The 26,480-nt window shown below is 63.3% G+C and carries 28 protein-coding genes, 1 pseudogene and 1 riboswitch; of the genes and pseudogenes, 16 read left to right on the plus strand and 13 right to left on the minus strand.

What is annotated here, in order from left to right:
• Positions 1–14: 14 nt before the first annotated feature.
• The 5 genes from V6943_RS01250 (at position 15) to V6943_RS01270 (ending at position 5,939) form a co-directional block, all read left to right on the plus strand.
• The gene (locus V6943_RS01250; RefSeq protein ID WP_340552374.1) at positions 15–827 is read left to right on the plus strand and encodes a M90 family metallopeptidase; all 813 of its coding nucleotides are present in this window, start codon (positions 15–17) and stop codon (positions 825–827) included.
• 137 nt (positions 828–964) lie between these two features.
• The gene (gene ppa, locus V6943_RS01255; protein ID WP_003283075.1) at positions 965–1,492 is read left to right on the plus strand and encodes an inorganic diphosphatase; all 528 of its coding nucleotides are present in this window, start codon (positions 965–967) and stop codon (positions 1,490–1,492) included.
• 256 nt (positions 1,493–1,748) lie between these two features.
• Positions 1,749–4,022, plus strand: a complete 2,274-nt coding sequence (locus tag V6943_RS01260; protein WP_340552375.1) for an MHYT domain-containing protein — start codon at positions 1,749–1,751, stop codon at positions 4,020–4,022.
• Positions 4,023–4,138: 116 nt separating this feature from the next.
• On the plus strand, positions 4,139–4,678 hold the full coding sequence (gene rloA3, locus V6943_RS01265; RefSeq protein WP_177493035.1) for a retropepsin-like aspartic peptidase RloA3: 540 nt from the start codon (positions 4,139–4,141) through the stop codon (positions 4,676–4,678).
• A 247-nt stretch (positions 4,679–4,925) separates the two neighbouring features.
• Positions 4,926–5,939 (plus strand): SDR family oxidoreductase, encoded by a 1,014-nt coding sequence (locus V6943_RS01270; protein ID WP_340552376.1) that lies wholly within the window; start codon positions 4,926–4,928, stop codon positions 5,937–5,939.
• On the opposite strand, the gene V6943_RS01275 is transcribed toward V6943_RS01270, so the two are convergent.
• On the minus strand, positions 5,936–6,553 hold the full coding sequence (locus V6943_RS01275; RefSeq protein ID WP_340552377.1) for a cation diffusion facilitator family transporter: 618 nt from the start codon (positions 6,551–6,553) through the stop codon (positions 5,936–5,938). The genes V6943_RS01270 and V6943_RS01275 overlap by 4 nt on opposite strands.
• Positions 6,554–6,657: 104 nt before the next feature.
• Here V6943_RS01275 and V6943_RS01280 point away from each other — a divergent pair, with 104 nt between their 5' ends.
• The 6 genes from V6943_RS01280 to V6943_RS01305 all read left to right on the plus strand — a co-directional run bounded on the left by V6943_RS01280 (position 6,658) and on the right by V6943_RS01305 (position 13,528).
• The gene (locus tag V6943_RS01280; RefSeq protein WP_340552378.1) at positions 6,658–7,077 is read left to right on the plus strand and encodes a Cd(II)/Pb(II)-responsive transcriptional regulator; all 420 of its coding nucleotides are present in this window, start codon (positions 6,658–6,660) and stop codon (positions 7,075–7,077) included.
• 95 nt (positions 7,078–7,172) lie between these two features.
• Complete coding sequence (locus V6943_RS01285) at positions 7,173–7,943, plus strand: sulfite exporter TauE/SafE family protein (protein ID WP_181099874.1); 771 nt, start codon at positions 7,173–7,175, stop codon at positions 7,941–7,943.
• Positions 7,944–8,036: 93 nt separating this feature from the next.
• The gene (locus V6943_RS01290; protein WP_102837024.1) at positions 8,037–8,279 is read left to right on the plus strand and encodes an exodeoxyribonuclease VII small subunit; all 243 of its coding nucleotides are present in this window, start codon (positions 8,037–8,039) and stop codon (positions 8,277–8,279) included.
• Positions 8,276–9,163, plus strand: coding sequence for a polyprenyl synthetase family protein (locus tag V6943_RS01295; protein ID WP_340552379.1), 888 nt, complete (start codon positions 8,276–8,278; stop codon positions 9,161–9,163). Before V6943_RS01290 ends, V6943_RS01295 begins: the two co-directional genes overlap by 4 nt.
• A gap of 122 nt (positions 9,164–9,285) precedes the next feature.
• Positions 9,286–11,175: a 1-deoxy-D-xylulose-5-phosphate synthase gene (dxs, locus tag V6943_RS01300; protein WP_181099872.1), complete on the plus strand. Its 1,890-nt coding sequence runs from the start codon at positions 9,286–9,288 to the stop codon at positions 11,173–11,175.
• A gap of 181 nt (positions 11,176–11,356) precedes the next feature.
• Positions 11,357–11,572: riboswitch (cobalamin riboswitch) on the plus strand.
• A 99-nt stretch (positions 11,573–11,671) separates the two neighbouring features.
• Positions 11,672–13,528, plus strand: a complete 1,857-nt coding sequence (locus tag V6943_RS01305) for a TonB-dependent receptor domain-containing protein (RefSeq protein WP_340552380.1) — start codon at positions 11,672–11,674, stop codon at positions 13,526–13,528.
• A 23-nt stretch (positions 13,529–13,551) separates the two neighbouring features.
• On the opposite strand, the gene V6943_RS01310 is transcribed toward V6943_RS01305, so the two are convergent.
• From V6943_RS01310 to V6943_RS01355, 10 genes are all read right to left on the minus strand, one after another.
• Positions 13,552–14,355: a cobalamin-binding protein gene (locus V6943_RS01310; RefSeq protein ID WP_340552381.1), complete on the minus strand. Its 804-nt coding sequence runs from the start codon at positions 14,353–14,355 to the stop codon at positions 13,552–13,554.
• Positions 14,352–14,771: a hypothetical protein gene (locus V6943_RS01315; protein ID WP_197445899.1), complete on the minus strand. Its 420-nt coding sequence runs from the start codon at positions 14,769–14,771 to the stop codon at positions 14,352–14,354. Before V6943_RS01315 ends, V6943_RS01310 begins: the two co-directional genes overlap by 4 nt.
• The gene (gene ribA / locus V6943_RS01320) at positions 14,768–15,385 is read right to left on the minus strand and encodes a GTP cyclohydrolase II (protein ID WP_181099868.1); all 618 of its coding nucleotides are present in this window, start codon (positions 15,383–15,385) and stop codon (positions 14,768–14,770) included. The genes V6943_RS01315 and ribA overlap by 4 nt, the downstream gene beginning before the upstream one ends.
• 132 nt (positions 15,386–15,517) lie before the next feature.
• The gene (locus V6943_RS01325) at positions 15,518–16,165 is read right to left on the minus strand and encodes a retropepsin-like aspartic protease family protein (RefSeq protein WP_197445901.1); all 648 of its coding nucleotides are present in this window, start codon (positions 16,163–16,165) and stop codon (positions 15,518–15,520) included.
• An 84-nt stretch (positions 16,166–16,249) separates the two neighbouring features.
• Complete coding sequence (locus V6943_RS01330; RefSeq protein WP_374105174.1) at positions 16,250–16,750, minus strand: phosphatidylglycerophosphatase A family protein; 501 nt, start codon at positions 16,748–16,750, stop codon at positions 16,250–16,252.
• 35 nt (positions 16,751–16,785) lie between these two features.
• Positions 16,786–17,745 (minus strand): thiamine-phosphate kinase, encoded by a 960-nt coding sequence (thiL, locus tag V6943_RS01335; protein ID WP_197445902.1) that lies wholly within the window; start codon positions 17,743–17,745, stop codon positions 16,786–16,788.
• A gap of 14 nt (positions 17,746–17,759) precedes the next feature.
• On the minus strand, positions 17,760–18,242 hold the full coding sequence (gene nusB, locus V6943_RS01340; protein ID WP_131649752.1) for a transcription antitermination factor NusB: 483 nt from the start codon (positions 18,240–18,242) through the stop codon (positions 17,760–17,762).
• Positions 18,239–18,715, minus strand: coding sequence for a 6,7-dimethyl-8-ribityllumazine synthase (gene ribH, locus V6943_RS01345; protein WP_197445903.1), 477 nt, complete (start codon positions 18,713–18,715; stop codon positions 18,239–18,241). Before ribH ends, nusB begins: the two co-directional genes overlap by 4 nt.
• 58 nt (positions 18,716–18,773) lie before the next feature.
• A complete protein-coding gene (ribBA, locus tag V6943_RS01350; RefSeq protein ID WP_340552382.1) occupies positions 18,774–19,853 on the minus strand; it encodes a bifunctional 3,4-dihydroxy-2-butanone-4-phosphate synthase/GTP cyclohydrolase II in 1,080 nt (359 codons plus the stop codon).
• Positions 19,854–19,872: 19 nt separating this feature from the next.
• On the minus strand, positions 19,873–20,541 hold the full coding sequence (locus tag V6943_RS01355; RefSeq protein WP_340552383.1) for a riboflavin synthase: 669 nt from the start codon (positions 20,539–20,541) through the stop codon (positions 19,873–19,875).
• 757 nt (positions 20,542–21,298) lie between these two features.
• On the opposite strand from V6943_RS01355, the gene V6943_RS01360 reads away from it, so the two are divergent.
• Positions 21,299–22,048, plus strand: a complete 750-nt coding sequence (locus V6943_RS01360) for a hypothetical protein (protein WP_340552384.1) — start codon at positions 21,299–21,301, stop codon at positions 22,046–22,048.
• Between the two features lie 29 nt (positions 22,049–22,077).
• On the opposite strand, the gene ribD is transcribed toward V6943_RS01360, so the two are convergent.
• Together ribD and nrdR are read right to left on the minus strand one after the other, a co-directional pair.
• Entirely contained in the window at positions 22,078–23,187 is a 1,110-nt protein-coding gene (gene ribD / locus V6943_RS01365) for a bifunctional diaminohydroxyphosphoribosylaminopyrimidine deaminase/5-amino-6-(5-phosphoribosylamino)uracil reductase RibD (RefSeq protein WP_340552385.1), read from the minus strand.
• Positions 23,184–23,651, minus strand: coding sequence for a transcriptional regulator NrdR (nrdR, locus tag V6943_RS01370; protein ID WP_131649746.1), 468 nt, complete (start codon positions 23,649–23,651; stop codon positions 23,184–23,186). Before nrdR ends, ribD begins: the two co-directional genes overlap by 4 nt.
• 113 nt (positions 23,652–23,764) lie before the next feature.
• Between nrdR and V6943_RS01375 the strand changes: the two genes are divergently transcribed.
• The 4 genes and pseudogenes from V6943_RS01375 to trxA all read left to right on the plus strand — a co-directional run bounded on the left by V6943_RS01375 (position 23,765) and on the right by trxA (position 26,434).
• Positions 23,765–24,193 carry a YbaY family lipoprotein gene (locus tag V6943_RS01375; RefSeq protein WP_445324100.1) on the plus strand — a complete coding sequence of 143 codons (429 nt, stop codon included), beginning with the start codon at positions 23,765–23,767 and terminating at the stop codon, positions 24,191–24,193.
• Positions 24,190–24,840, plus strand: a pseudogene (locus V6943_RS01380) (class I SAM-dependent methyltransferase); the annotation flags it as partial. The gene V6943_RS01375 and the pseudogene V6943_RS01380, both read left to right, overlap by 4 nt.
• A 110-nt stretch (positions 24,841–24,950) precedes the next feature.
• Entirely contained in the window at positions 24,951–25,481 is a 531-nt protein-coding gene (gene thpR / locus V6943_RS01385; protein WP_131649744.1) for an RNA 2',3'-cyclic phosphodiesterase, read from the plus strand.
• Positions 25,482–25,564: 83 nt separating this feature from the next.
• Positions 25,565–26,434 (plus strand): thioredoxin, encoded by an 870-nt coding sequence (trxA, locus tag V6943_RS01390; protein WP_340552386.1) that lies wholly within the window; start codon positions 25,565–25,567, stop codon positions 26,432–26,434.
• The last annotated feature ends 46 nt before the right edge of the window (positions 26,435–26,480 follow it).

Below are 26,480 nucleotides of genomic sequence, written 5' to 3' on the forward strand. Positions count from 1 at the left end.
CTGGAACTTCGTGCATGTGGTCCTTCCGCGCCTGGCAGCGCAAACGCATCCTCGCCCGCAACCCGATCAGCGCTGAGCTGTGGCGCCGCGTGGTCGGCAGCCTGCCGATCCTCGACGGTTTGAGCGATGAGGAACTGGCGCGCCTACGCGAGCGCGCCGTGCTGTTTCTGCACGAAAAGCGCCTCACCGCACTGCCAGGCGTCGAGCTGCAAGCCGAAGATCGCCTGCGCCTGGCGCTGCAGGCCGAGTTGCCGCTGCTGCACCTGGCTGAGCTCGGCTGGTATCGCGGCTTTCACGAGATCGTGCTTTATCCCGACGATTTCCTCAGCCCGCAGAAGTATCGCGACCCGGCCGGTGTCGAGCATGAATGGGACGGCGAGCACAGCGGCGAAGCCTGGCTGCAGGGACCGGTCATCCTCGCCTGGCCCGGCGTCCAGGGAAGCGGCGGCTGGGAAGGCTACAACCTGGTGATCCACGAACTGGCGCACAAGCTCGACATGCTCAACGGCGATGCCAACGGCCTGCCGCCGCTGCACCGCAACATGCACATCGAGGCCTGGGCAAGCGCGATGCAGAGCGCCTACGACCAACTCGACGCCGTGCTGGATGCCGATCCGGATGCCGAGACGCCGATCGATCCCTACGCCGCGGAAAACCCGGCGGAGTTCTTCGCTGTCACCAGCGAATACTTCTTCAGCGCGCCGGATGTGCTGCACCAGGCCTTTCCCGAGGTCTACGCGCAACTGGCGGCCTTCTACCGACAGGATCCGCTGACGCGCCTGCAGCAGCTACAGCACAGTCATCCGCAGTACGCGGAACCTCATTGAGTTCGGGCCGTCGAATGCGCGCCATTTTGCCGGCAAGGGTTCACGTGACCGGCATGGCAAAACGCCCGACAGTGCGCCTATAATCGCGCCCACTTTTTTCGCCCCAGGCCGCGTTGGCCGACCACGGAGCAATGTTCATGAGCTACAGCAAAGTCCCGGCCGGCAAAGACCTGCCCAACGATATCTACGTCGCCATCGAGATTCCGGCCAACCACGCGCCGATCAAATACGAAATCGATCACGACACCGATTGCCTGTTCGTCGACCGTTTCATGGCCACCCCGATGTTCTACCCGGCCAACTACGGCTTCATCCCGCACACCCTGGCCGACGACGGTGACCCGCTGGACGTGTTGGTCGTGACGCCCTACCCGGTCGCGCCGGGCTCGGTCATCCGCTGCCGCCCGGTCGGCGTGCTGAACATGACCGACGAAGCCGGCGGCGACGCCAAGCTGATCGCCGTCCCCCACGACAAGCTGAGCCAGCTGTACGTGGACGTTAAGGAATACACCGACCTGCCCCCGCTGCTGATCGAGCAGATCAAGCATTTCTTCGAGAATTACAAGGATCTGGAGAAGGGCAAGTGGGTCAAGGTCGAAGGCTGGGGCAACGCCGACGAAGCCCGCGCAGCAATTACCAAGGCGGTTGCGGCTTATCAGAAGTAAGCCAATACCGCTAAAGGAAAGCCGGCCCACGAGGCCGGCTTTTTTATGTTTTCAGGTTTTTGTTTTCGGCTGGCACAAAAGGCACCATCTCGTCTGCCCAACCAGTTGCCACGCCTTTCCCAATCGTCGTAAAAAAAACCGCAAGCTCACTTCCAAGTGGCTGGCGATCGCGCCTCCAGACCAGCGACCTGGCGCTATTGGACGTCCCGTGCAATATATACAGGGCGACCGCCTTGAAGTCTGAACGGATCCCTCGATGCTAACCACCTACAACACTGCATTGGTGAGCCTGTCCATCCTGATTGCCATTGCTGGCTCCTTCACAGCGCTCGACCTGGCCAGCCGCGCGCGCGCTTCAGCCGATTGGATGCGACATGCCTGGTTATGCGCAGCGGCCGTCTGCATGGGCGGCAGCATCTGGTCGATGCACTTCGTCGGCATGCTGGCCTTCGGCATGCCCGGCATGGAGATCCAGTACGACCTGGCGCTCACTCTCTGGTCGCTGGTCGTGCCGATTGCGGTGACGGCGATCAGCTTTTTCGCCGTTGGCATTCGCGGACTGGGCCGCAAGACACTCGGGATCGGTGGTCTGTTCATGGGGCTCGGAATTGGGGCCATGCACTACATAGGCATGGCGGCCATGACGATGCATGCCGAGCTGTCCTATGACCCGTTTTGGGTGGGTATCTCCCTCATCATCGCAATCGGCGCGGCCACCGTAGCGCTCTGGCTCTCCGCCCGCGGCAGGCGCCTGATACTGCAGGCGGTCTCGGCCGTGGCGATGGGCTTTGCCGTGGCGGGCATGCACTACACGGCCATGGCCGGCGCGCGCTTCACTCCGCTGCACGATGCGATGCCCGCGCCGCACGACAGCGGCCTGGATCTGTTGACGCTGGCGTTGTCGGTTGCCGGCTCGACCTTCATCGTGCTGTTCTTCGGCCTTGCCGCCTCGATGCATGACCGGCGCATGGCGATCATCAGCGAGCGAGAAGCGGCGGCCTTGCGCCAAAGCGAGGAGCGGTTCCGCGAGCTGTACAGCAAGACGCCGTTGCCGCTGCATTCGCTGGATGAAGAAGGCCGGATCGAGTCGGTCAGCGATGCCTGGCTCGTACTGATGGGCTATCGCCGAGGCGACGTGATCGGCCGGCCCCTGATCAACTTCATGACCGAAAGCTCGGCGCGCCAGATGCTCAGCCAGGACTGGCCGGCATTGCTCGAAACCGGCGAATGCCTCAACGCCGAGTACCGCTTGGTGGCCAGGGCTGGTGCGTTCATCGATGTGCTGGCGTCCACGCGTCTCGAACAGACCACCCGCGGCGTGCTCATCATCGGCGGCCTGGTGAACATCACCGAACGCCGGCACGCCGAGGCCGCGCTCCGGCAGGCGCAGAAGCTGGAAGCGATCGGCAAGCTGACCGGCGGCATCGCTCATGACTTCAACAACCTGCTCGCCGTGGTCAGTGGAAATCTCGAACTGCTGCGCAAGCGGCTGCCGAACGACACGGCTCGTACCGGCACTCTGATCGAAAACGCGCTGCTGGCGACACAGCGTGGCGCCAGCCTGGTCCAGCGCATGCTGGCGTTCGCCCGCAAGCAGGACTTGAACCCCAGTTCCGTCGTGCTACCGGACGTGGTGATGAGCATGCGAGAGCTGCTGCAACGCTCGGTGGGGACCAATATCGCCATCGAAACGCGATTCTCTCTGAGTCTGCCGCCTGCCTACGTCGACGCGAATCAGCTCGAAATGGTGCTGATCAATCTGGTGGTCAACGCACGGGACGCCATGCCGACAGGCGGCACGATCTGCATCGAAGGCCAGCCGCGTTCTCTCAGGGCACCAACGGAACAATCGACGCAGGAGTTCGTCGCCCTGATCGTGCGCGACGACGGCATCGGCATGAGTCCGGAGACGCTGGCCCGTGCAACCGAGCCCTTCTTCACGACCAAGGGGCCAGGCAAAGGCACCGGACTCGGCCTCTCGATGGCTCATGGCCTGGCCGAGCAATCGGGCGGGCGATTGGAAATGGCGAGCCAGCCGGGCAAGGGAACGACCGTCGAGCTGTGGCTACCCTTGGGCGTCCCGGCACTGATGGCGGCCCCGGCATCCGAACATCCAGACGAACCCGTCGCGGCGCCGGTCCCCGCCTTGTCGATTCTCGTGGTAGACGATGATCCTCTGGTGCTCGCCAATACCACCGAGTTACTCGAGGACCTGGGACATCGAGTCACCGCGGTCGGCGATGGCGAGGCGGCCCTGGTTATCATTCGCCAGCAAGAGGCCTTCGATATTTTGGTCACCGATCAGATGATGCCCGGCATGACCGGCACCCAACTGACCAAAATCGTCAAAATCGAAAGGCCCAACCTGCCGGTCCTGTTGGTCAGCGGCTATGCGGAGCTGTCCGAAGACGGTCGCCCGCTGCATACGCTGGCCAAGCCGTTTACGCAGCACACGCTCAGCGCAGCGATCGGCGACACGTTGGGGCGTCAGAATTCGCGTGTCGTGGTGCCGCTGCATAATCGCCGTTGAAGCGTGGCAGGTGCGTATCTCGACCCGGTTCGCTGATCGTTTATCGATAAAACCTGAACGGATCCGGGCGCGCCGACTCTATCGAACCACGGCTTTCGTTGATTTCGAGGTAATAGATGCGCCATCCGACACGCTTCATCCGCAACCGACTCGTCCCGATAACGCTGGCAGCTCTGCTGCTATCACCAGGCATCGCGACAGCCACCGCCAACTCGCCACAGGTACTCGGCTGGGTCGAGGAAGGGCTGATTCTTCCGGAAAAAGTGGCGGTGAAGTTCAAGCTCGATACGGGCGCGTTGACGTCCTCGATGCATGCGGAAAACATCGACCGCTTCGAGAAAGACGGCGAGGACTGGATACGTTTCACCGTCGAACTGGAAGACATCAATACCGAAAAGCAGGTGAGGACACGCCTGGAGCGCAAGATGGTCCGGGACCTCACGGTGCGTGGCGCAGGCGGTGCCGAGGATCGCCCTGTCGTGCTGATGAAAGTCTGCCTGGGCAGTCAGGTCTATGAAGAGCAGTTCTCGCTGAACGACCGGGACAAGATGAACTACCCCGTGCTCATTGGCCGCCGCACGCTGGAGAAGATCGGCCCGGTGGATTCATCCAAGACATTCACCGTCGAGCCGAGCTGCGCTGACGCCGGCAGCTGATCCGTACCGCACGCTCGAATGACCGTACCGATCCACAGCTCATCGCCTGGGTGCAACTCACCCAACGCCCCTCCGGTCAACTGAAAGCGCCACCGCTGCACCGGCGCCGAGCCTTTCATCGCCCGAACGTCACATTGATGAGATCACCGGACCGAGTCCGCGCCCACCGACACGGCGTGGGTTACATGAAGACAAACCAGGCAGCGCTGGTTCGCGACTTCACCCGTCACCGGAACAGGAGCTTGAGATGACCAACCGCGACCAGACTGCCGTGATCTGCGGCGGAACCGCCGGCGTGGGCCGCGCGACCGCCCATGCCCTGGCGCAGGCAGGTTTTCGCGTGGCCGTGATCGCGCGTGGCGAACAGGGCCTGGCCGACACGCGCCAGGCGCTCGAAGCGGCCGGCGCCACGGTGCTGACGATTGCCGCCGACGTCGCCGATGCCGAAGCGATCGACCGCGCCGCCGAGCGGATCGAAGCCGAGCTGGGTCCGATCGAGCTCTGGATTAACGCGGCCATGGCCACGGTCTTCGCACCAGTCGAGAAAATCACCGCGGCGGAATACAAGCGGGTCACCGAGGTAACCTACCTGGGCTTCGTCCATGGCACGCTGGCCGCGCTGCGACATATGCAACCCCGCAATCGCGGCACCATCGTGCAGGTGGGCTCGGCGCTGTCCTACCGCGCCATCCCGCTGCAATCGGCTTACTGCGCGGCGAAGTTCGCCATCCGCGGCTTCACCGACTCGTTGCGCTGCGAGCTGATCCACACCAAGAGCAAAATCCGCCTGACCATGGTCCAGCTGCCGGCACACAACACGCCACAGTTCGACTGGTCGCGCAACAAGATGCGCAAACGCCCACAACCGGTGCCGCCGATCCACACGCCCGAGGTCGCCGCCCGCGCCATCCTCCGCGCCGCCACCGATGCGCCGCGTGAACTCTGGCTGGGGCGTGCCTCGTTCCAGGCGATCATCGGCAACATGTTCATGCCGGGGCTGCTCGATCGCATGATGGCCAAGCAGGCCTGGAGCGGGCAGATGACCGACGAGCCGGCCAACCCCGCGCAGCCGGACAACCTCTTCGAACCGGTCGAAGACTTACACCGCATCGATGGCCGCTTTGGGGGCCGGGTTCAGGGCCACGCCGTCGCCCTGAGCAGCGAAACCGTCGGCAAGCTGGCGGTGGCAGGACTGGCAGCAGTAACCGTGGGCGCGGTGGCGCTGGTCGCGTCTATCGCCTCGGGTCGCAGCCGACGTTAAGGCGCCGTGCGCAGTTCCTGTCGCGCCTGGCGCACCACCGACCAACCGGCGGAAAGCGCCAGCCCCGCCATGAACAGCGCCACGAGGAAGTCCGGCCAGCCGGAACCCGTTCCGAGAACGCTCGCTGCGGCAATCATCACCGCGATGTTGCCCAGCGCGTCGTTGCGGCTGCATAGCCAGACCGAGCGCATGTTCGAGTCGCCCTCGCGAAACGCATAGAGCATCAGCGCCACGACGACGTTGGCAGCCAGCGCCAGCGCGCCGATCACGCCCATGGTCAGAGGCTCCGGCACCACGCCCACATAGATCGCCCAACCGGCGCGACCCAGCACGAACAGACCGAAGGCTAACATTGACAGCCCTTTCACCATGGCCGCGCGCGAACGCCAGATCAGGCCCATGGACAGCACCACCAGGGTGATGCCGTAGTTGGCGGCGTCACCGGCGAAATCGATGGCGTCGGCCAGTAGCGAGACAGAGCCGGACCGCAACCCGCCGCCGACTTCCACGACGAACATGATTAGGTTGATCGCCAGCGCGAACCACAGCGCCTTGCGAAAACGCGGGCTGACCGCCGGGGTTGAGCAGCCTGAATCACAGCATCTCGACGACATGGAAATGTCTCCTGGACTATATTCGGAGCCATTGCACACCCTGGAGCCGCTCCAGGGTCAAGCCCTATCGTGAGTACGATTGCAGCGAGACGAAGGAGACCATCATGCGTATAGGCGAGCTGAGCACGGCGGCCGACGTGGACGTCGAGACCATTCGCTATTACGAGAAGATCGGGTTGATGCCCGCCCCGGAGCGCGGTGCCAATGGCTATCGGTCTTACTCTTCCAAGCAACTGGCGCACCTGGTGTTCATTCGCCACTGCCGAGCGCTGGACATCGGGCTGGCCGACATCCGTCGGCTGCTGGAGTTTTCCAATCAGCCGGACGCCAGCTGCGGCGACATCAATCTGCTGATCGACCAACAGCTCGAGCGTGTCCAGACGCGGCTGGAAAGCCTCCACGCCCTGGAGCATCAGCTGCAGACGCTGCGCAGTTGCTGCACTGACGGTCGTCCAATGCAGGGCTGCGGCATTCTTAACGAGCTGGCCAGCGCGCGGCCGGACGAGGTTCGGCGCGAGCCTTGAGGCTCCGGTTCGCAAATACAGCGTCGCTGCTGCCAACGCTTGGCGGGCCGCGCGCCCTTGGCTAATCTGCGTCTCTTTTGCCACGAGCCGTTCCGATGCCGCTGTTCGACATGTTGCTATTGATCGCTGCCGGCTTTGCCGCAGGTGGCATGAATGCGCTCGCCGGAGGCGGCACCTTCTTTTCGTTTCCAGCACTGCTGGCCACAGGCCTACCGCCGGTTACCGCCAATGCGACCAATGCCGTGGCGCTCTGGCCTGCAAGCCTCGCTGGCGCCTGGGCTGCGCGCTCGGCTCTCCAGCCGTTGGGACGCTACCTGATCCCGCTGTTACTGGCCGGTCTGATCGGCGGTTTGCTCGGCGGCCTTCTGCTACTGGCCAGTGGTGACGACATCTTCAGTCTGCTCATTCCATGGCTGTTGCTGCTGGCTACCGCGCTGTTCGCCGCCAGTCCTTGGCTGAGTCGCTGGCTCGCCGCACGCCGAAAAGATGAAAGCGCTGTACCACCGCATGCGCCGGCATCGCTCGCGGCACATGGGCTGGTATCGATCTACGGCGGCTATTTCGGGGCAGGTATGGGCATCCTGCAGCTGGCGGCCTTCTCCATCGAAGGCCACCAGCTGGTTCGCGCCAACGCGCTGAAGAATCTGATTTCCGCCGTCATCTATAGCGTTGCCACAGCCACGTTCATCATTGCCGGGCGCGTGAGCTGGTATGAGCTGGCCATCCTGCTGATCGGCACCACGCTCGGCGGCTATGCCGGCGGCGCGCTGAGCAAGAAACTGCCAGCCAACTGGCTGCGCGCCTTCGTCATAGGCGTCGGCAGCGCTATGACGCTTTATTACTTCCAAGATATCTACTGGCACTGAGCGGCGGATCGTCCGGTCGGCTTATGGCGTATGCCGTCCAGCTCTGCTAGTGTCGCGCCCGTTTCAGAGCAGCCGCAGAGAACAGGTTCCGCCATGGCCCGCAAGAAAGTCGCCCTCGATTTCGAACAATCCCTCGCCGAGCTGCAACAGCTGGTCGAGCGCCTGGAAAGCGGCGAGCTGTCGCTGGAAGACTCGCTGACCTGTTTCGAACAGGGGATCGGGCTGACCCGCGACTGCCAGGCCGCCCTGAGCCAGGCCGAGCAAAAGGTGCAGATCCTGCTGGAGCGTGACGGCAAGCTGCAGGAAGCCCCCTTCGAGGTGGACCCGGAAGCATGATCGACGAGTACCAGCAACGCTGCCAGAAGCGCGTCGACAGCTGCCTCGAGACGCTCTTCATTCCCCCCCGCCCACAACTCGAACGCCTCTATCAGGCCATGCGCTACAGCGTGATGAATGGCGGCAAGCGCGTGCGCCCACTGCTGGTCTACGCCGCCTGCGAAGCGCTCGAAGGCGACAGCGCGCAAGCCGACGGCGCCGCCTGCGCCGTCGAACTGATCCACGCCTACTCGCTGGTTCATGACGACTTGCCGGCCATGGACGACGACGACCTGCGCCGTGGCCAGCCGACCACCCACAAAGCCTTCGACGAAGCCTGCGCGATCCTCGCTGGCGACGGCCTGCAAAGCCTAGCCTTCGAAGCGCTCGCAGCCGAGGCGCACAACCCGGGCGATCCAGCCCTGCGCCTGGAAATGTTCAGCAGCCTCGCACGTGCGGCAGGCCCGGCCGGAATGGTTGGCGGGCAAGCGATCGATCTCGGATCGGTCGGCCTGAAACTCGACCGCACGGCGCTGGAACTGATGCACCGCCACAAGACCGGCGCGCTGATCGAGGCCAGCGTGCGCCTCGGCGCCCTCGCCAGCGGACATGCCGATGCCGACAAGCTGGCCGCTCTGCAGCGGTACGCACAAGCCATCGGCTTGGCCTTCCAGGTGCAGGACGACATCCTCGACGTGGAAAGCGACACCGTCACGCTCGGCAAGCATCAGGGCGCCGATATCGCCCGCGACAAGCCCACTTATCCGGCTTTGCTGGGTATGGACGCGGCAAAAGCCTACGCACTAGAGCTGCGCGACCAGGCGCTCGATGCCGTCGCGCCCTTCGGTGCCGCTGCCGAGCCGTTGCGCCAACTGGCCCGTTTTATCGTCGAGCGCCGTAGCTGAGCCGGCCTGTCGCTGGCCGTATCGCCAGCGCCTATGGGGCGACCGTTGATGCCTGGGTCATTCTTCTCCCTGTAACCATCGGGTAAACTGCGGCTCTTTTTTCAGCCAAAACGATCCGCCCGATGCCCAAGACGTTCCATGAGATTCCTCGGGTCCGCCCTGCGACGCCCGTTCTAGACCGCGCGGCCACTCCCGAGCAACTGCGCCGACTGAGCGAAGCGGAACTTGAAGAACTCGCCAACGAACTGCGGCAGGACCTGCTCTACAGCGTCGGCCGGACTGGCGGGCACTTCGGCGCCGGACTCGGCGTGATCGAGCTGACCATCGCTCTGCACTATGTCTACGACACTCCGGACGACCGCCTGGTATGGGATGTCGGCCATCAGGCCTATCCGCACAAGATCCTCACTGGCCGCCGCGAGCAGATGGCTAGTCTGCGTCAGAAAGACGGCCTCGCCGCCTTCCCACGCCGCAGCGAAAGCGAGTACGACACCTTTGGCGTCGGCCATTCCAGCACCTCGATCAGCGCCGCCCTGGGCATGGCCATCGCCGCGCGCATGCAGGGCAAGAAGCGCAAATCCATCGCTGTGATCGGTGACGGCGCGCTCACTGCCGGCATGGCTTTCGAGGCCTTGAACCACGCCCCGGAAGTTGGCGCCGACATGCTGGTGGTGCTCAACGACAACGACATGTCCATCTCGCGAAACGTCGGCGGCATGTCCAACTATCTGGCGAAAATCCTGTCCAGCCGCACCTATACCAGCATGCGCGAAGGCAGCAAAAAAGTGCTGTCGCGCCTGCCTGGCGCCTGGGAAATCGCCCGCCGCACCGAGGAATATGCCAAGGGCATGCTGGTCCCGGGCACGCTGTTCGAGGAGCTGGGCTGGAACTACATCGGCCCCATCGACGGCCATGACCTGCCGACACTGATCGCCACGCTGCGCAACATGCGCGACCTGTCCGGCCCGCAGTTCCTGCACGTGGTGACCAAGAAGGGCAAGGGCTTCGCTCCGGCAGAAGTCGACCCCATCACCTGGCACGCCATCAGCAAGCTGGAGCCCGTTGGCGGTCCGGTTGCGCCGAAGAAACCCAGCGGCCCGAAATATTCCAACGTGTTCGGCCAGTGGCTATGCGACATGGCCGCCGCCGACCCGCGCCTGACCGGCATCACGCCGGCCATGAAGGAAGGCTCCGACCTGGTCGATTTCAGCGAACGCTATCCAGATCGTTATTTCGACGTTGCCATCGCCGAACAGCACGCCGTGACGCTGGCGGCCGGAATGGCCTGTGAAGGCGCCAAGCCGGTGGTCGCGATCTACTCGACCTTCCTGCAACGGGCTTACGACCAGCTGATCCATGACGTCGCGGTGCAGAACCTCGACGTGCTGTTCGCCATCGACCGCGCCGGCCTGGTCGGCGAAGACGGTCCGACCCACGCCGGCAGCTTCGATCTTTCGTACCTGCGTTGCATCCCCGGCATGCTGATCATGACGCCGAGCGACGAAAACGAGATGCGCCGCATGCTGACCACCGGTTATCACTTCGAAGGCCCGGCGGCGGTACGCTATCCGCGCGGCACCGGCCCGAACGCGGCCATCGAACCTGGCCTCGAACCGCTGGAAATCGGCAAGGGCGTGATACGCCGTCAGGGGTCGAAGGTGGCGCTGCTGGTGTTCGGCGTGCAGCTGGCCGAAGCGCTGCAGGCAGGCGAAGCACTCGACGCCACAGTGGTCGACATGCGCTTCGTCAAACCCTTGGACGAGGCGCTTGTGCACCAATTGGCTGAAGCCCACGACCTGCTGGTAACCGTCGAGGAAAACAGCGTCATGGGCGGTGCCGGTAGCGCCATCAGTGAATTCCTGGCCGCTGAGAACCTGCACAAGCCGGTCCTACACCTGGGACTGCCGGACTACTACGTCGAGCATGCCAAGCCGAGCGAGATGCTCAAGGAATGCGGACTCGATGCCGGCGGTATCGAAGCGGCGATCCGCGCGCGGCTGGCGCAGCACTGAACCATCGACGCAAGATGCGCGGCCCACGCCGCGCTGAGTCACGCCCTTTCGACACCATGTCCGGGGGTCGATGGTGCATGTTCGAGCCGCCACAAGCCCGCCACATCCGCTCTCGCGGCCAAGGCTCCTCCCGTTGCCAGCACATTGCTTGTATTTCTTCTGAGCAGCCCTTAAGGTTCCCGCGATTTCCAATCCGCCCAGGTGTGCACGACCGCAAGGTCCGCATTAAACGGGAAGCCGGTGCGCTCGTTGAGCAAGGCCGGCGCTGCCCCCGCAACGGTAATCGACCGCGATCCATGAGGATCGCCGCCCGCTCAACCGCCACTGTGCTCAGCATGGGAAGGCGAGCGTGGTGCGTGTCGAAAGCCCGGAGACCGGCCTGACGGATTCGACTGGTGTTGCGGAGGGCAGCACCGTCAAGCGCGGCCGCCTATCATCATGCCCTCGCTTGTTCCTGCCCTCCTCAAAAGCTGTGATCTTTTGAGGAATTTCAAGAATGAAACTGTCCCGTATTGCTTTGGCCGTGGCGCTGTTGCCCGGCGTATCGGCGTTTGCCGCCGAGATCGAGCATGAACTGCCGAACATGCTGATCACCTCGGCGCGCCAGGCCGAACCCCGTGCGCAGGCTACCGCTGCCAACACCCTGTTCACCCGCGCCGACATCGAGCGCCTGCAAGCCCGCAGCGTGCCTGAATTGCTGCGCCGCGTTCCCGGTGTGCAAATCAGCAGCGCTGGCGGCGTGCCCTCCCTGTCGTTACGCGGCACCGGTACGGCACAGACGCTGGTATTGCTCGACGGCCAGCGTATTTCGTCGGCAACCAGCGGTTTCGCCCGCCTCGACTATCTCGCCATCGACAACATCGAGCGCATCGAAGTCATCCGCGGCCCCCGCTCGTCGCTCTATGGCGCCGACGCCATTGGCGGCGTCATTCAAATCTTCACGCGCAGCGGCAAACGGGGCGTGCATCCCGAAGTGCGCCTGGCCGCCGGCAGCGACCAGACCTTCCAGCGCAGCCTGAATTTATCAGCCGGCACTCAGCAAACACGCGTCCATCTCGGTGCCAGCCTCGATGAGCGCGACGGCTTCGACATCAGCCGCGACAATCGTGGCGCCGATGGCGACGACGACGGCCAGCGCACCAAGGCGCTGCATTTGAAGCTGGATCACCGGCTCAACGCCGATTGGAAAACTGGACTGAGCCTCAACGACCAGCGCGGCGACAACGAGTACGACGATGCTTACGAGTTCGCCCCCGGCATCCCGCAGGACGAGTTTCGCCTCAGCAGTTACAGCGGTTATCTGGACGGGCAGCTGGGCGAAATTTGGAACAGCCGCATAGAACTAGGGCGCAGCTTCGATCGTAATCGCGCGGTCGGCTCTGCGTACAACGACAGCCTCCTGGAAACCACCCGTCATTCCGCCGCCTGGCTCAATCGACTGCAACTGAGCGAGAGCCAACAGTTGAGCCTTGGTAGCGACTGGTACGAGGACCGCCTCGACGCTACCACTGCCTACCAAGAGGACAGCCGCGACAATCTGGCCTTCTTCGCGCAACACAGCTTTGAGGGCGAAGGCTTCGGCACCGAACTCGGCTTGCGCCACGATGACAATGAGCAGTTCGGCACCCATAACAGCTGGAATGCTGCGTTCAGCCTGCCGGTAGGCCTATCGCAGCGATGGATACTGAGCTACGGCGAGGGCTTCCGCGCGCCGACGTTCACCGACCTCTACGCACCGCCAGCATGGGGCCCCAATCCGGACCTGGAACCGGAGACTTCCAAGACCTACGAGCTGCAATGGCGCGCCGATTTCGACGGCACCCTGGTCGAAGCCTCGGTTTACCGTACCGACGTGGAAGAGCTGATCGCCTGGAGCGGCAATCGTATGGAGAACGTCGCCCACGCACGGATCAACGGCTTCGAGGCCAGTATTGCCCGTGAACTGCTGGGTTGGCAGGCCAATCTTGGCTTGAGCATCATCGACCCGCGTGACCGCGACAGCGGCCACGTACTGCCGCGCCGCGCCAAGCGCACGCTCAGTCTTGACCTTGACCGCACATTCGACACGCTTTCGGTCGGCGCCAGCTGGCATGTGTCCAGCACCCGTCACGATGACGCGGCCAACACTCAGGAGCTGTCCGGTTATGGCGTTCTCGATCTGCGCGCGGGCTGGCAGAGCCATCCCGAGCTGCGCTGGGAGGCCAAGGTCAGCAATCTGTTCGACCGCGATTACGCGTTGGCAACCTATGATCGCCCAGCCGGGCCGTCATGGACCGATCCAACGCAGAACCATACTTATCGCGAAGCCGGCCGCGCCGCGCTGTTCGCAGTGACTTGGACGCCGTCGCTCTAAGCGTTAATGATGGGCGCGCGCCATCAGGGCGCCGCCCGAGCCATCACCTCGCAGAGCTTCCCGATCGCCCCGAGCATTTGGAAGCTCGGGCGCTCCAGCCCCTTATCCGGCACTGCCCACAACTGGTCTTTACGCACCGCGGCGAGCTGCGGCCAACTTTTCCACTCGACGAGCTGCGCACCACTGCCGGCCAGGATCACGTCCGGATTCCTCAAAAGCACCGACTCGATGCTGACCTGGGGCGCAGGCAGGTGTAGATCGGCGAACACGTTGCGACCGCCACAGACTTCAATGGCTTCACTGATGATCTGCCGTCCACCGAGGGTATACAGCGGGCGATTCCAGATCTGATAGAAGACCGCCAGCGGTTGCTCGCGGTGGTAACGTTGGCGCAGCTGCTCCAACCCATCGGTGAACTGTTGTTGCAATTGGCGCCCCTGCTCGCCCCGTCCGATCCGCTCGCCGATCAACGCGAATTGCTCGGCCAGCTGTTCGAGCGAGGTCGGCTCCGCAACCAGCACCGGAACGCCAAACTGTTTGAGCTGCTCATGCTGCGCCCGGCTAATGCTATCCGGCCAAAGCAGTACCAGGGTCGGTTGCAGGGCAAGCAGACTTTCCATTTCCAATTGCCCGATCCGCCCCACCGATGGCACCTCGGCCAGCGCTGCCGGCCGATCCCCGCCGTCGAGCACGCCGACCAGCAGATCGGCTGCGTCCAGTTCCAGCATGATTTCGCTCAGCGAAGGCGCCAGGCTGATCACTCGCTCCGTCGCCCCATACGCAGGCGAACTCAACAACGCGACCAACAGCAGCAGGATCGGCATCATTGCAGCTGTCGCGGCACGCGGTAGAGCATCAGCATTACCAGACTGCCGCACACCAGCAGCAACTGAGCGACGGATTCCAGCCCCAGCGGTGCGCCGAACGCCGCCAGCCAGGCCGGCAGAGCCGCGGTCCGTAACGCACGTAGCCGAATGGCGCGCAATGCCGTCCAGGCGGAGGGCTCTGCATCGGTGCCCAAGGCTTTTTCCGTGGCGATCAGGATGTGCTTGTAGGACGTGAATCGGGGCAGATTGAGAAACAGCGTGGCGAGACCAATGCCGAACAGTGGCAAGGCGAGATGTTCAGCGAAGCGGCCTGCCAGTTCGGGAAGTTGTCGGCTGATGAGCACCGGCACCACGATCAGAAGCAGGTGCACCCAACCGTCGCGAGACAACTGGCGACGAGCGGCTCTGCGGTTCACGACTGCTCGGCTTCGCCCTGGTGAATCTCGCCCAGCATATGGCCCAGCTTGCCGGCCTTGGTGGCAAGGTACTTGCGGTTGTGCGGGTTGTGAGCGATCTGCAGCGGCTTGCGCTCGGCGATACGGATGCCGAAGCCCTGCAGCGCCTTGACCTTGCGTGGGTTATTGGTCATCAGCTTGATTTCGGAAATGCCCAGGTGCTCCAGCATCGGCAGGCAAATCGCGTAGTCGCGCATGTCCGGCGCAAAGCCCAGGCGCTCGTTGGCCTCAACGGTATCGGCGCCTTGATCCTGCAGCTCGTAGGCGCGAATCTTGTTCAGCAAGCCGATACCACGCCCTTCCTGACGCAGATACAGCAGCGCGCCACGCCCCTCATCGGCGATAGCCTTCAACGCGGCCTCCAGCTGGAAGCCGCAATCGCAACGCAGGCTGAACAGCGCATCGCCCGTCAGGCACTCCGAATGCAGGCGGCCCAGCACGGGCTTGCCATCGGCGACATCACCCATCGTCAGTACGACATGCTCTTTGCCCGTGTCCTGATCGAGAAAACCATGCATGGTGAACACACCGAACGGCGTCGGCAATTGGGAAGCGGCGACGAAGACGACAGACACCGGAGAGACTCCAGAAGGCGGAAAAGCGGGCATTGTAACAGCAGAAGCAAGCTTGAAGCCCGTGTGCAGGCTGACGCCACACGCTTATGTTTTGACTTTAAGCTTTCAGCTTCAGGCTTCCAGCTGCTTCGCTTAAATCTTCGACTCAAGCCTCAACACGCCCTGGTCCTCGCGCCAGCTGACCCGGCCGAGAAAACTCATGCCCAGCAGCGCCTCGGTGGGCGATGAGCCTTCCACCACCACCGCCTCCACGCCCATCACATCGATGGCGCCGACCTTGACGCTGTTCAGATGTACCTGCCAGGCCTTTGCCGTACCGCTGGCAGTGCCGACCACGATCTGCTTGCCGTCGACGCGATAGTCGATGCCCAGACGGCGCGCCTGATTTTCATTGAACGCCACCGAGGTAGCGCCGGTGTCGACGAGAAACTGCACCGGTTGGCCGTTGATCGAACCAGCGATCCAGTAATGGCCACCCTGCCCCTTGGCGATGCTCAGTTGCTTGCGCTCGGGCTCGGCAAAGCCCGAGCTCAGCTCACGGCTAAGACTGTAGCTCCGCTCGACACCTTCGATGCGCAGCACGGCACCTTTGGCGTCGGCACTGATCACTTCGACACCGCCCGGCCCCATCTGCCCGACACGGACCAACTTGCGCTGGCCATCGACGTTAAGAACTGCAGCGCCGGGAAACAGGCCCACCACCTGTACGCGCGGCGCGGCGGTACCGGTGAAAGCAATCAGCGACAGCGTGGCAGCGAGCAGCAGGGCGACGGAACGCATCGGGGGATCTTCCTTGAGGCACGGGCGGAACGGCATTCTTCCATGGCCATGCGCTGGTTACAGCGACCAGACGCACAGCCCGGCTCAGCCAAGCAGCATGACGACCAGATGCACCACCGCACAGGCGGCGAAGCCGGCGAGAATGTCGTCGAGCATGATCCCGAGGCCACCGGTCACATTTCGATCGATCCAGCTCAGCGGCCAGGGCTTGACGATGTCCAGCACGCGAAACACGACGAAGCCGAGCAACAACCAGTGCCAGCCTGCCGGCACCAGCCAGAAGGTGATCCAAATCCCAGCAAACTCGTCCCAGACGATGCCTTCATGGTCATGCACGCCCAGATCCTGCGCGACCTTGCCGCACAGCCAGATGCCGAACAGCATGCTGGCGACGATCACCAGGCCGTAGCCCCAGCCGGGCATGGCCTGCCATAGCGGCACGAACGCCAGCGCCACCAGCGACCCCCAGGTACCGGGCGCTTTTGGCAAGGTACCCGATCCAAAACCGAAAGCCAGGTTATGCCAGGGATTGCTCCATACCGACACGGGCATTGGCTCGGCGGCAGGCTGCAGGGAATCGGTCAACGGGTTGTCCTCTCGTTCAGGCCTGGATAGGCCGGTCAGCTCTCGAAATGATTGTAGCCACGAGGGCCGACGCCGATGGCATTGCCGCCGGCGTCGAGTAGCTGCACACCCTCGCCCGACGTTACGTGGCCGATCACATGGATTGGCCAACCCTCATCCAGCAGCGCCGGTAACGCCTCGGCTGGCAGGGTGAACGCCAGCAGATAATCATCACCGCCGGTCAAGCCGCACTGCAGGGCCTGTTCCGCACCAGCGAAGCCCAGCAATACCTTCGAAAGCGGCACGCTGGACTGCTCTATGCACAGCGAGACTCTGGACGCGGCGGCAATATGCGCACAATCGGCCAGCAGACCATCGGAGATATCCAGCGCGGCCGTGGCCTTGCCGCGCAAAGCGCGTCCCAACGCGAGCTGCGGTTGAGGTGTCCAGTAGCGTCGCAAAAGCGCCGCCGCCTCGACCGTATCGCTCTCACGCTCACCCAACACGATCGGCAATGCACCCGCGGCATCGCCCAGCGCACCGCCAACGCAGAGCAGATCACCCGGTTGCGCCCCGCTGCGCAGCAATGCCTGGCCTGCCGGCACACGTCCGAACACCGTCAGCGTCATGCTCAGCGGACCGCGCGTGGTATCGCCGCCGATCAGACGCATCGAGCAGCCTGCCGCCATCGCGTCGAGCCCGCGAGCGAATTCGCACAGCCAGCTGGAATCGGCCGTTGGCAACGTCAGCGCAAGGGTAAAACCGATCGGCGTGGCACCCATGCCAGCCAGATCGCTGGTCGATACCGCAAGCGCGCGCTGGCCGAGCAGGTAGGGATCGCAGGAATCGGGAAAATGTACGCCAGCAACCAGCGTATCGGTGGAAACCGCCAGTTGCTCGCCTGCCGGCAATGCCAGCAGAGCGCAATCATCACCGATGCCCAACGCAACATCGCCGCCAGCCCTGGCACAAGCGGCGGCGGCGAAGTAGCGGCGGATCAGTTCGAACTCACCCATCGGTCGGTGCTGGCTCAGCGCTTGCGAGCGTTGACTTCAGCGCTGCGCAGGCTGGGCGCCAGTTTGTCCAGCACACCGTTGACGAACTTGTGTCCATCGGTAGCGCCGAATACCTTGGCCAGCTCGATGCCTTCGTTGATCACCACGCGGTACGGCACGTCGATGCGGTGCATCAGCTCGTAGGTGGACAGGCGCAGGACGGCCAGTTCCACCGGGTCGAGCTCATCCAGCGGGCGATCGAGATGCGGCACGATAGCGCCGTCGACTTCCGTCTTGGCGCGCGCCACGCCGGTCAGCAGCTCATGAAAGTAGGTGCCGTCGACGCCCGAGAAATCGTTGTCGACGCGAAACTGCGCCTCGATTTCGTTCAGGCTCTGGCCCGCCATGTGCCACTGATACAGCGCCTGCATTGCCAGGCTACGCGCCACACGGCGCGTCGCGATCTTGCCCTTGGCCTTCGGCTGGGGCTCCTGGCTGTCGTCGTGATTCAGGCTCACTTGGCCTCCAGCTGCGCCAGCAGGCTCACCATTTCCAGAGCGGAGAGTGCGGCTTCGGCGCCCTTGTTACCGGCCTTAGTGCCGGAACGCTCGATGGCCTGCTCAATGGAATCAACGGTCAGCACGCCAAAAGCGACCGGTACGCCGAACTCCATGGACACCTGGGCCAGGCCCTTGGTGCATTCACCGGCGACGTACTCGAAATGCGGAGTACCGCCACGAATGACCGCACCGAGGGCGATGATGGCGTCGTATTCACCCTGCTGAGCGACTTTTTGCGCCACCAGCGGGATTTCGAAGGCGCCCGGCGCGCGAATGATAGTGATGGCGTCTTCCGGGATACCGTGGCGTGCCAGCGTATCGACGGCGCCGCTCACCAGGCTTTCGACGACGAAGCTGTTGAAACGGCCCACTACGAGGGCGAATTTGCCCTGCGGGGCGATGAAGGTACCTTCGATGGTCTTCAGGGACATGGGTGTTTTCTCATCTCTTTAAAGAACGAAGGCGCCGCGACTTGCGCGGCGCCTCTGATTATTCGGCCGGCAGGTATTCTACAACTTCCAGATCGAAGCCGGATATCGCATTGAACTTCATCGGCGAACTCATCAGGCGCATCTTGCGCACACCGAGGTCGCGCAGAATCTGCGAGCCGGCACCAACGGTGCTGTAGGTCGCCGGCGTCGGCGGCTGCTGGCGGTTGAGCTGCGCCAGCAATTGCGGACCAGTCAGCGGATTACCCAGCAGCAGCACCACGCCGCTACCCGCCTTGGCTACTTCGCTCATCGCCGCGCGCAAGCTCCAGCGTCCCGGCACGGTGACCAGAAGCAGATCGCGCAGCGGCTCCATGTTGTGCACGCGCACCAGAGTCGGCTGTTCCGGGGATATTTCGCCGCGGGTTAACGCCATATGGACGGTGTCTTCGACGCCATCACGGTAGGTGACCAGTTTAAACTGCCCCAGCTCGGTCTCCAGCGGCTGCTCAGAAACGCGCTCGACAGTGCGTTCGTGGATCATCCGGTAGTGAATCAGGTCGGCGATGGTGCCGATCTTCAGGCCATGCTGTTCGGCGAAGACTTCCAGCTCGGGCCGGCGGGCCATGGTGCCGTCATCGTTCATGATTTCGCAGATCACCCCGGACGGCTCGAAACCGGCCATCCGCGCCAGATCGCACGCCGCTTCGGTGTGACCGGCACGTGCCAGCACGCCGCCTGGCTGAGCCATCAGCGGAAAGATGTGACCAGGGCTGACGATGTCCTCGGCCTTGGCCTCTTTCGCTACTGCCGCCTGGACGGTGCGGGCGCGGTCGGCAGCAGAGATGCCGGTGGTCACGCCAACCGCCGCCTCGATGGAAACGGTGAACTTGGTGCCAAAGCCGGAGCCGTTACGCGGCGCCATCAGCGGCAGCTGCAGGGTTTCACAGCGCTCGCGGGTCATGGGCATGCAGATCAGGCCGCGTGCGAACCGGGCCATGAAATTGATGTGCTCGGCGGTCACACATTCCGAGGCGATGATGATGTCACCCTCATTCTCGCGATCCTCGTCATCCATGAGGATGACCATCTTGCCGGCGCGGATGTCTTCGATCAGTTCTTCAGCAGTGTTCAGAGCCATGGTGGCCGATCCTTCTAATTTAACGAGCGCGGTTCAGGTAGCCGTTTTCGGCCAGAAAGCTTTCTGTCAGGCCCGAGGCATTCGGCTCGGCTGCCTTGTCACCCATCAGCAGGCGCTCTAAATAACGCGCTAACAGATCCACTTCCAGATTCACCTGCCGCCCGGGGCGGTAGTCGACCATGATGGTTTCGGCCAAGGTGTGCGGGACGATGGTGAGCTCGAACTCCGCGCCGTTCACGGTATTTACCGTCAGGCTGGTGCCATCGACCGTGATCGAGCCCTTGAGCGCGATGTACTTGGCAAGCTCGCGCGGCGCGCGGATGCGGAACTGCACGGCGCGGGCGTTTTCCTCGCGCGCCACCACCTCACCCACGCCATCGACGTGACCACTGACCAGATGCCCACCGAGACGGCGGGACGGCGTCAGGGCCTTCTCGAGATTCACCCGGCTGCCGGCCTTGAGGTCGACGAAAGCAGTACGGGCCAGGGTTTCGCGGCTCACGTCAGCCCAGAAGCCACTGCCCGGCAACTCCACGGCGGTCAGGCAGACGCCGTTGACCGCGATGCTGTCGCCGAGCTTGACGTCGGCCAGATCCAGCTTGCCGGTTTCGACCAGCACACGGACGTCGCCGCCCTTTGGCGTCATCGCACGAATGGTCCCGATGGACTCGATTATTCCTGTGAACATGCGGCCTCCCGTGGAAGGCTGTTGAAACGATGCATATGACCAACTCCTGTTTTGGATAAAACAGGGCGCTGCAGATCGATAGGGAGTAGACGCGCGCACGAACGGCGCCCGTCGAGGCATCCCGCTCTCTCTCATCCGGACTATACCGTCGGCCCCGGAATCACACCGGGTCTGCTGACCTTGTCTAAGACAAGCGCTCGCGGGCTAGGCACGAATTGAAAGCTACTGCGCTCAGGTCATGCTGCGTTGTAATCCTCCTCGAAATGCTCATTCACCGCAGTAAATTCCGCTTTCTCGTCGAATCACGCTTTGCCTGCCCTGCGCTCGCTACGCTTTCAACGTTTTTATAGCTGCGCCATTACCGCCGGTGGGGAATCTCACCCCGCCCTGAGAACGTGGGTCGGTTAGGACCCGGCGCAGTTTTTACCACAAACGAGCCGATTCTGCAGCCGGCAAACGACCGTTTGACTGCCGAGGCAGCCGCTCAAAAAAATTCCTCGTCTCAAGCAACTAGCGCTGCGCTTGTTTGTCCATACGCATCAGAATCGGCCTGACAACGCGATTGCCGCGAACTCGTGCCGACGCAAAGCAAGACGATCAGGATGGAACGTCAATCCGCATTACGTCGTACCGACACGCCGAGCCAGGATCCGCTCGCACTTTTGGCGATCCCCCGCGCAGACCAGGACACGATCAGGAAGAACGCTCCGAACCTTCACATGTGCCGCGAGGGATGGGTATGTCAGAGGTTACGGCTATGGACACGTCGGCTGCCGTTCAGGCTGCCGAGATCGACCGCAATGGGTTTGCGGTCATCGAGCAATACATTTCAGCCGAAGTACTCGAGCAAGGCCGCGCGTTTATCGAGCAGCAAGCAGCCAATCACGAGGGCGAGTACTTCGCGATTCACGGCATCGAGGCGCTGGGCGGCAGCATCGTGGCAGCATTGGCGCTTTCCGCCCCCTTGAAGGAAACGCTGGCGGAGCTGTATCACCTCCAGACGGGACGGGAGCCTGCGGCAACGGAGCAGATCTTCCCGGTGATCCGCTGTCTGCAGGGCCGCGGCGGACTCAAGCAGTCGCATTTCTATCACTTCGATGCCACGGCGGTCACCGCGCTGCTTCCGCTGTTCATCCCGACCGAGGGTGAACACTGCGGTGACCTGATCATCTTTCCGAACCTGCGGCGCGTTCGCTTCAATGCCTTGCGCAACGTGATCGAGAAGGCGGTGCTGCATAACACTCTCAGCCAGAAACTGGTCGCCTTTGCGGTGAAACGCGGCTGGCTACGGCCGATCCGTTTGAAGCTGGTGCCCGGCAACCTCTATCTGTTTTCGGGCTACCGCAGCCTGCATGCCAATGACCAGTGCGACCCGGCCATGCTGCGCGCCACCGCGCTGTTCCACTTCGGCAACCCTCACCATGACAGCCTGCTGGCGCGGCTCCTGCTGGGTGCCAACAAGCGCCGGGCGAAACTTGACCACAATGGACTCAAGCCGGTGAATTGAGCGAGCTGATTCGTCTCGTCGAGTTCGGATCAGCCGACCGGGCGGGCAACGATGCGCCAGTCGTCGCCAACCGCCCGGATATCCTCAATCTTCAATTCGGGCGCTTCGCTCATACGTGCCAGCGGCAGGTCGAGCAACGGACGAGCCGAGGAGCCGAGAAATTTCGCGGCGACGAATATCTGGTATTCATCGACCAGCCCCAGCGCGGCAAAAGCACCGGCGAGACGTGGGCCGGCTTCGAGCAGCACTTCGTTGGCGCCACGATTGGCGAGTTCGACCAGCAGACCACGCAGATCGACACGACCCACATCGCTGGCTAGCGCCAATAACTCATGACCTGCCGCCTGATAGCTTGCCGCCTGCTCATCGCCAGTGCTGGCCACCAAAGCCGAGCCAGCCTGAAAAAACGGCGCATCCAGCGGTACGCGCAAACGTCCATCGACCAACACGCGCAGCGGTGGACGCTGCATGGCCAGCGCGGTCAGTTCGTCGTCCAGCCCCAGCTCGGCAGCGCGTACCGTCAGCCGCGCGTTGTCCATCAGCACCGTGTCGGCACCGGTCAGCACCACGCTGGATTGCGCGCGCAGCCGCTGCACTTCCGCGCGTGCCGCCGGGCCGGTGATCCATTGGCTTTCGCCGCTGGCCATGGCAGTGCGGCCGTCGAGGCTCATCGCAAGTTTCGCGCGCAGCAGTGGCAAGCCGGTTTCCATGCGTTTGACGAAGCCGGCGTTCAGCGCCCGCGCTTCGCTTTCCAATACGCCGCTGGTGACCTCGATGCCAACGCTGCGCAAGCGTGCCAGACCACGACCGGCAACCTGCGGATTGGGGTCCTGCATAGCCGCGACCACGCGCCCAATACCCGCCTCGACCAGCGCTTCGGCACAGGGCGGCGTCCGTCCGTGATGGCTGCAAGGTTCTAGCGTGACGTAGGCGGTCGCACCGCGCGCACGTTCACCTGCCTGGCGCAACGCATGGACCTCGGCATGCGGCTCGCCAGCGCGTACGTGCCAACCTTCGCCGATCAGCTCGCCATCCTTGACGATGACGCAACCGACTCGCGGATTGGGATGTGTCGAATACAGCCCTTTGCGCGCCAGCTGAAGCGCGCGGGCCATCCAGGCGTGATCGTTGGTGTTCATTCGGTTTTCGCAGGTTCGCGCGACAGACGCTCGATTTCCTCGCGGAACTCGTTGAGGTCCTGAAAGCGGCGATAGACGGAAGCGAAGCGGATATAGGCCACCTCATCGAGCTTTTGCAGCTCGGCCATTACCAGCTCGCCGAGCACCCGCGATTTGATTTCGCGCTCGCCGGTGGCCCTCAGCCTGTGTTTGATATGGGCGATGGCTTCTTCCAGCCGCTCGACGCTGACCGGACGTTTCTCCAATGCGCGCTGCATGCCAGCACGCAACTTCTCTTCGTCGAACGGCTGGCGACTGCCGTCCTGCTTGATCAACCGCGGCATGACCAGCTCGGCGGTTTCGAAGGTGGTGAAACGCTCGCCGCAGGCGAGGCATTCGCGGCGGCGACGGACCTGATCGCCCTCGGCAACCAGGCGCGAGTCGATGACTTTGGTGTCATGTGCAACGCAGAAGGGACAATGCATGGTTTAGAGCTGTCAGACGTCGGAGAGCCATGGTAGCGCATCGCGTCGGCAAGACAAATCGAGCGGATTGTTGCTATACAGGCGCGCATCAACGTCACGTTCTGGAGCCGTCCGTGCAGTTACGCCCCTTCATGTTGCCCGTCTTGCTCCTGGCCCTGGCTGGCTGTTCGAGCCAAGAGACCCAGCGCCCTGCCACACCCGTCCTCTTCGAGGAACCGCCTCAGGCGACCACCCCGCTGCACGAGCTGCACGGTAGCCTGCTCGGCGTCCCGGCCGACAGCGAGGTCGACCTGGCCCTACTGGAAGTCAACCGCCGGGACCAGCCCGATCGTTTGTTGAGCAATGTCAGCTTGAAAGGGCGCGGCGGTGAGTTGCCGTTCATTCTCAAGTTCAACGCCGAAAATTTCCCCAAGAGCCAGCAGGTCGAACTGCGCGGCCGCGTCACCCGCTCGGGGCAGTTGATCATGCGTCTGCCAGCCGTACAGATCAGCAGTCCGGCCAGCCAATCGCTGGGGCCGCTGCGCCTGGTTCCTGCGCCTTGATCCCGCCCGCCGCACTACAGACGGCATTGGCCGACCTGCTCGGCGATGCGCGCTTGGGCGTCGCAACCCTACCCGATACCGACATCCGTCTTTGGCTGATCGATGCAGACAACATGGATCGCGCGTTCAGCCCCGAGGAAACCCGGCGGATTCTCGACGAGCCGCCCTACTGGTGTTTCTGCTGGGCCAGCGGCCTGGTACTGGCACGCTGGTTGGCGGAGCGCCCCGAGTGGGTACGCGGCAAGCGCGTGCTGGACTTCGGCACGGGTTCGGGCGTCGCGGCGATCGCTGCTGCCAAGGCGGGCGCGGCGGAAGTCGTCGCGTGCGACCTCGACCCGCTGGCACTGGCGGCTTGCCGGGCCAATGCCGAGCTCAATGGTGTCCAGCTGAGTTATTCCGAGGATTTCTTCGCCGAGGCCGACCGCTACGACCTGATCATCGTCGCCGACGTGCTCTACGATCGCGCCAATCTTCCGTTGCTCGATCAGTTCTTGAGCCGAGGCCGCGAAGCGCTGGTTGCGGACTCACGGGTGCGTGACTTCCAACACGCGCTATACGAGCGCCTGGACATCCTCGACGCCTGCACCTGGCCGGATCTGGCCGAGCCAGCAGAATTCCGTCGAGTCAGCCTCTATCATTCGGTAAGGCGTGGAGACGATAAGCGCATTGAGCAGCTGGAAGTCAGGCGTTTGGCTTCCGGATCGACCGCTGAAGCGCTTCAACCGTAGCGAGGGCGAAACCGGAGGCTGAGCAAGCGATGACGACCGAAAAAGACCTGCGTCTGTTCTTTGCCCTACCCTGCCCGCCGACGTTGGCGGATGCGATTTGTAGCTGGCGCGACGCCCAAGGGCTCGATGGCCGACCCGTGGCGCAGGCCAATCTGCACCTCACCCTGGCATTTCTCGGCAGTCAGCCGGAGAGCGCATTGGAGACGCTGAGGCAGCTCGGCGGGCATTTGCGCGCCGACGCCTTCAGGCTGCGGCTGGATCAACTACGGGTCATCGGTCATGGCTTCGCCTGCTTGATCCCGAACCAGATGCCGACGCCGCTGAGTCAACTGGTCGAACAGCTGCATGCGGGCCTGTCCACACACGGTTTCGCCCTCGATGCGCGTCCGTTTCTGCCGCATGTGACGCTCATACGCGATGCGCGGACGCAACCAACCACAACGCCGCCCGCGTTCGAATGGCCAGTGGATCGTTTCGGCCTGTTTCTTTCCACCCATACGCCGAGCGGCGTGCACTACCGTGAACTGGCGAGTTGGCCCCTGACCGCAGCCAACGGCTGACTGACCGCCACTTGCTTCCGCTTCGGATCGCCCCCACTTAACATGCTCGCCTCATTTCGCACGCGCCCATTTCGAGAGTTCCGATGAGCCAGACTCCTTTCATCTTCGACGTCACCGCTAGCAACTTCGAACAACTGGTGCTGGAAAACTCCTTTCACAAACCGGTACTGGTGGACTTCTGGGCCGAGTGGTGCGCTCCGTGCAAGGCACTGATGCCGCTGCTGGCGAAGATCACCGAGGAATACCAAGGTGAGTTGCTGCTGGCCAAGGTCAATTGCGATATCGAGCAGGACGTGGTGGCGCGCTTCGGTGTGCGCAGCCTGCCTACCGTGGTGCTGTTCAAGGACGGTCAACCGGTCGACGGCTTTGCCGGTGCCCAGCCCGAATCGGCGATTCGCGCCATGCTCGAACCCCACGTGCCGGCACCCGCTGCGCCCGATGCCGATCTGCTCTCGACCGCGCAGGCGCTGTTCGCCGAAGGGCGCATCGGCGAGGCGGAAAGCCTGCTCAAACAACTGCTGAGCGAAGACAACGAAAACGCTGCGGCGCTGATCCTCTATGCTCGCTGCCTGGCCGAACGCGGCGAGCTGGGCGAGGCCGAAACGGTGCTCGGTGCGGTCAAGGGCGACGAGCACAAGCAGGCACTCGCCGCCGCACGCGCTCAATTGACCTTTCTCCGGCAAGCCAACGACCTGCCGGAAGTGGCCGACCTCAAAAGCCGTCTTGCACACAACGCCGAGGATGACGAGGCGGCCTATCAGCTGGCGATCCAGCAACTGGCACGCCAGCAATACGAAGCCGCACTGGACGGCCTGCTCAAGCTATTCGTGCGCAACCGCAATTACGCCAACGGTCAGCCGCACAAGACGCTGCTGCAGGTATTCGACTTGCTGGGCAACGACCACCCGCTGGTCACGACTTACCGGCGCAAGCTATATCAGGCGATTTACTGAATCAGGAAGGGAAAGGGGCAACCGCCAGGCTGCCCCTCTTCTGCAC

Source organism: Pseudomonas sp. CBC3 (genome assembly GCF_037967085.1).
Lineage (GTDB): Bacteria > Pseudomonadota > Gammaproteobacteria > Pseudomonadales > Pseudomonadaceae > Stutzerimonas.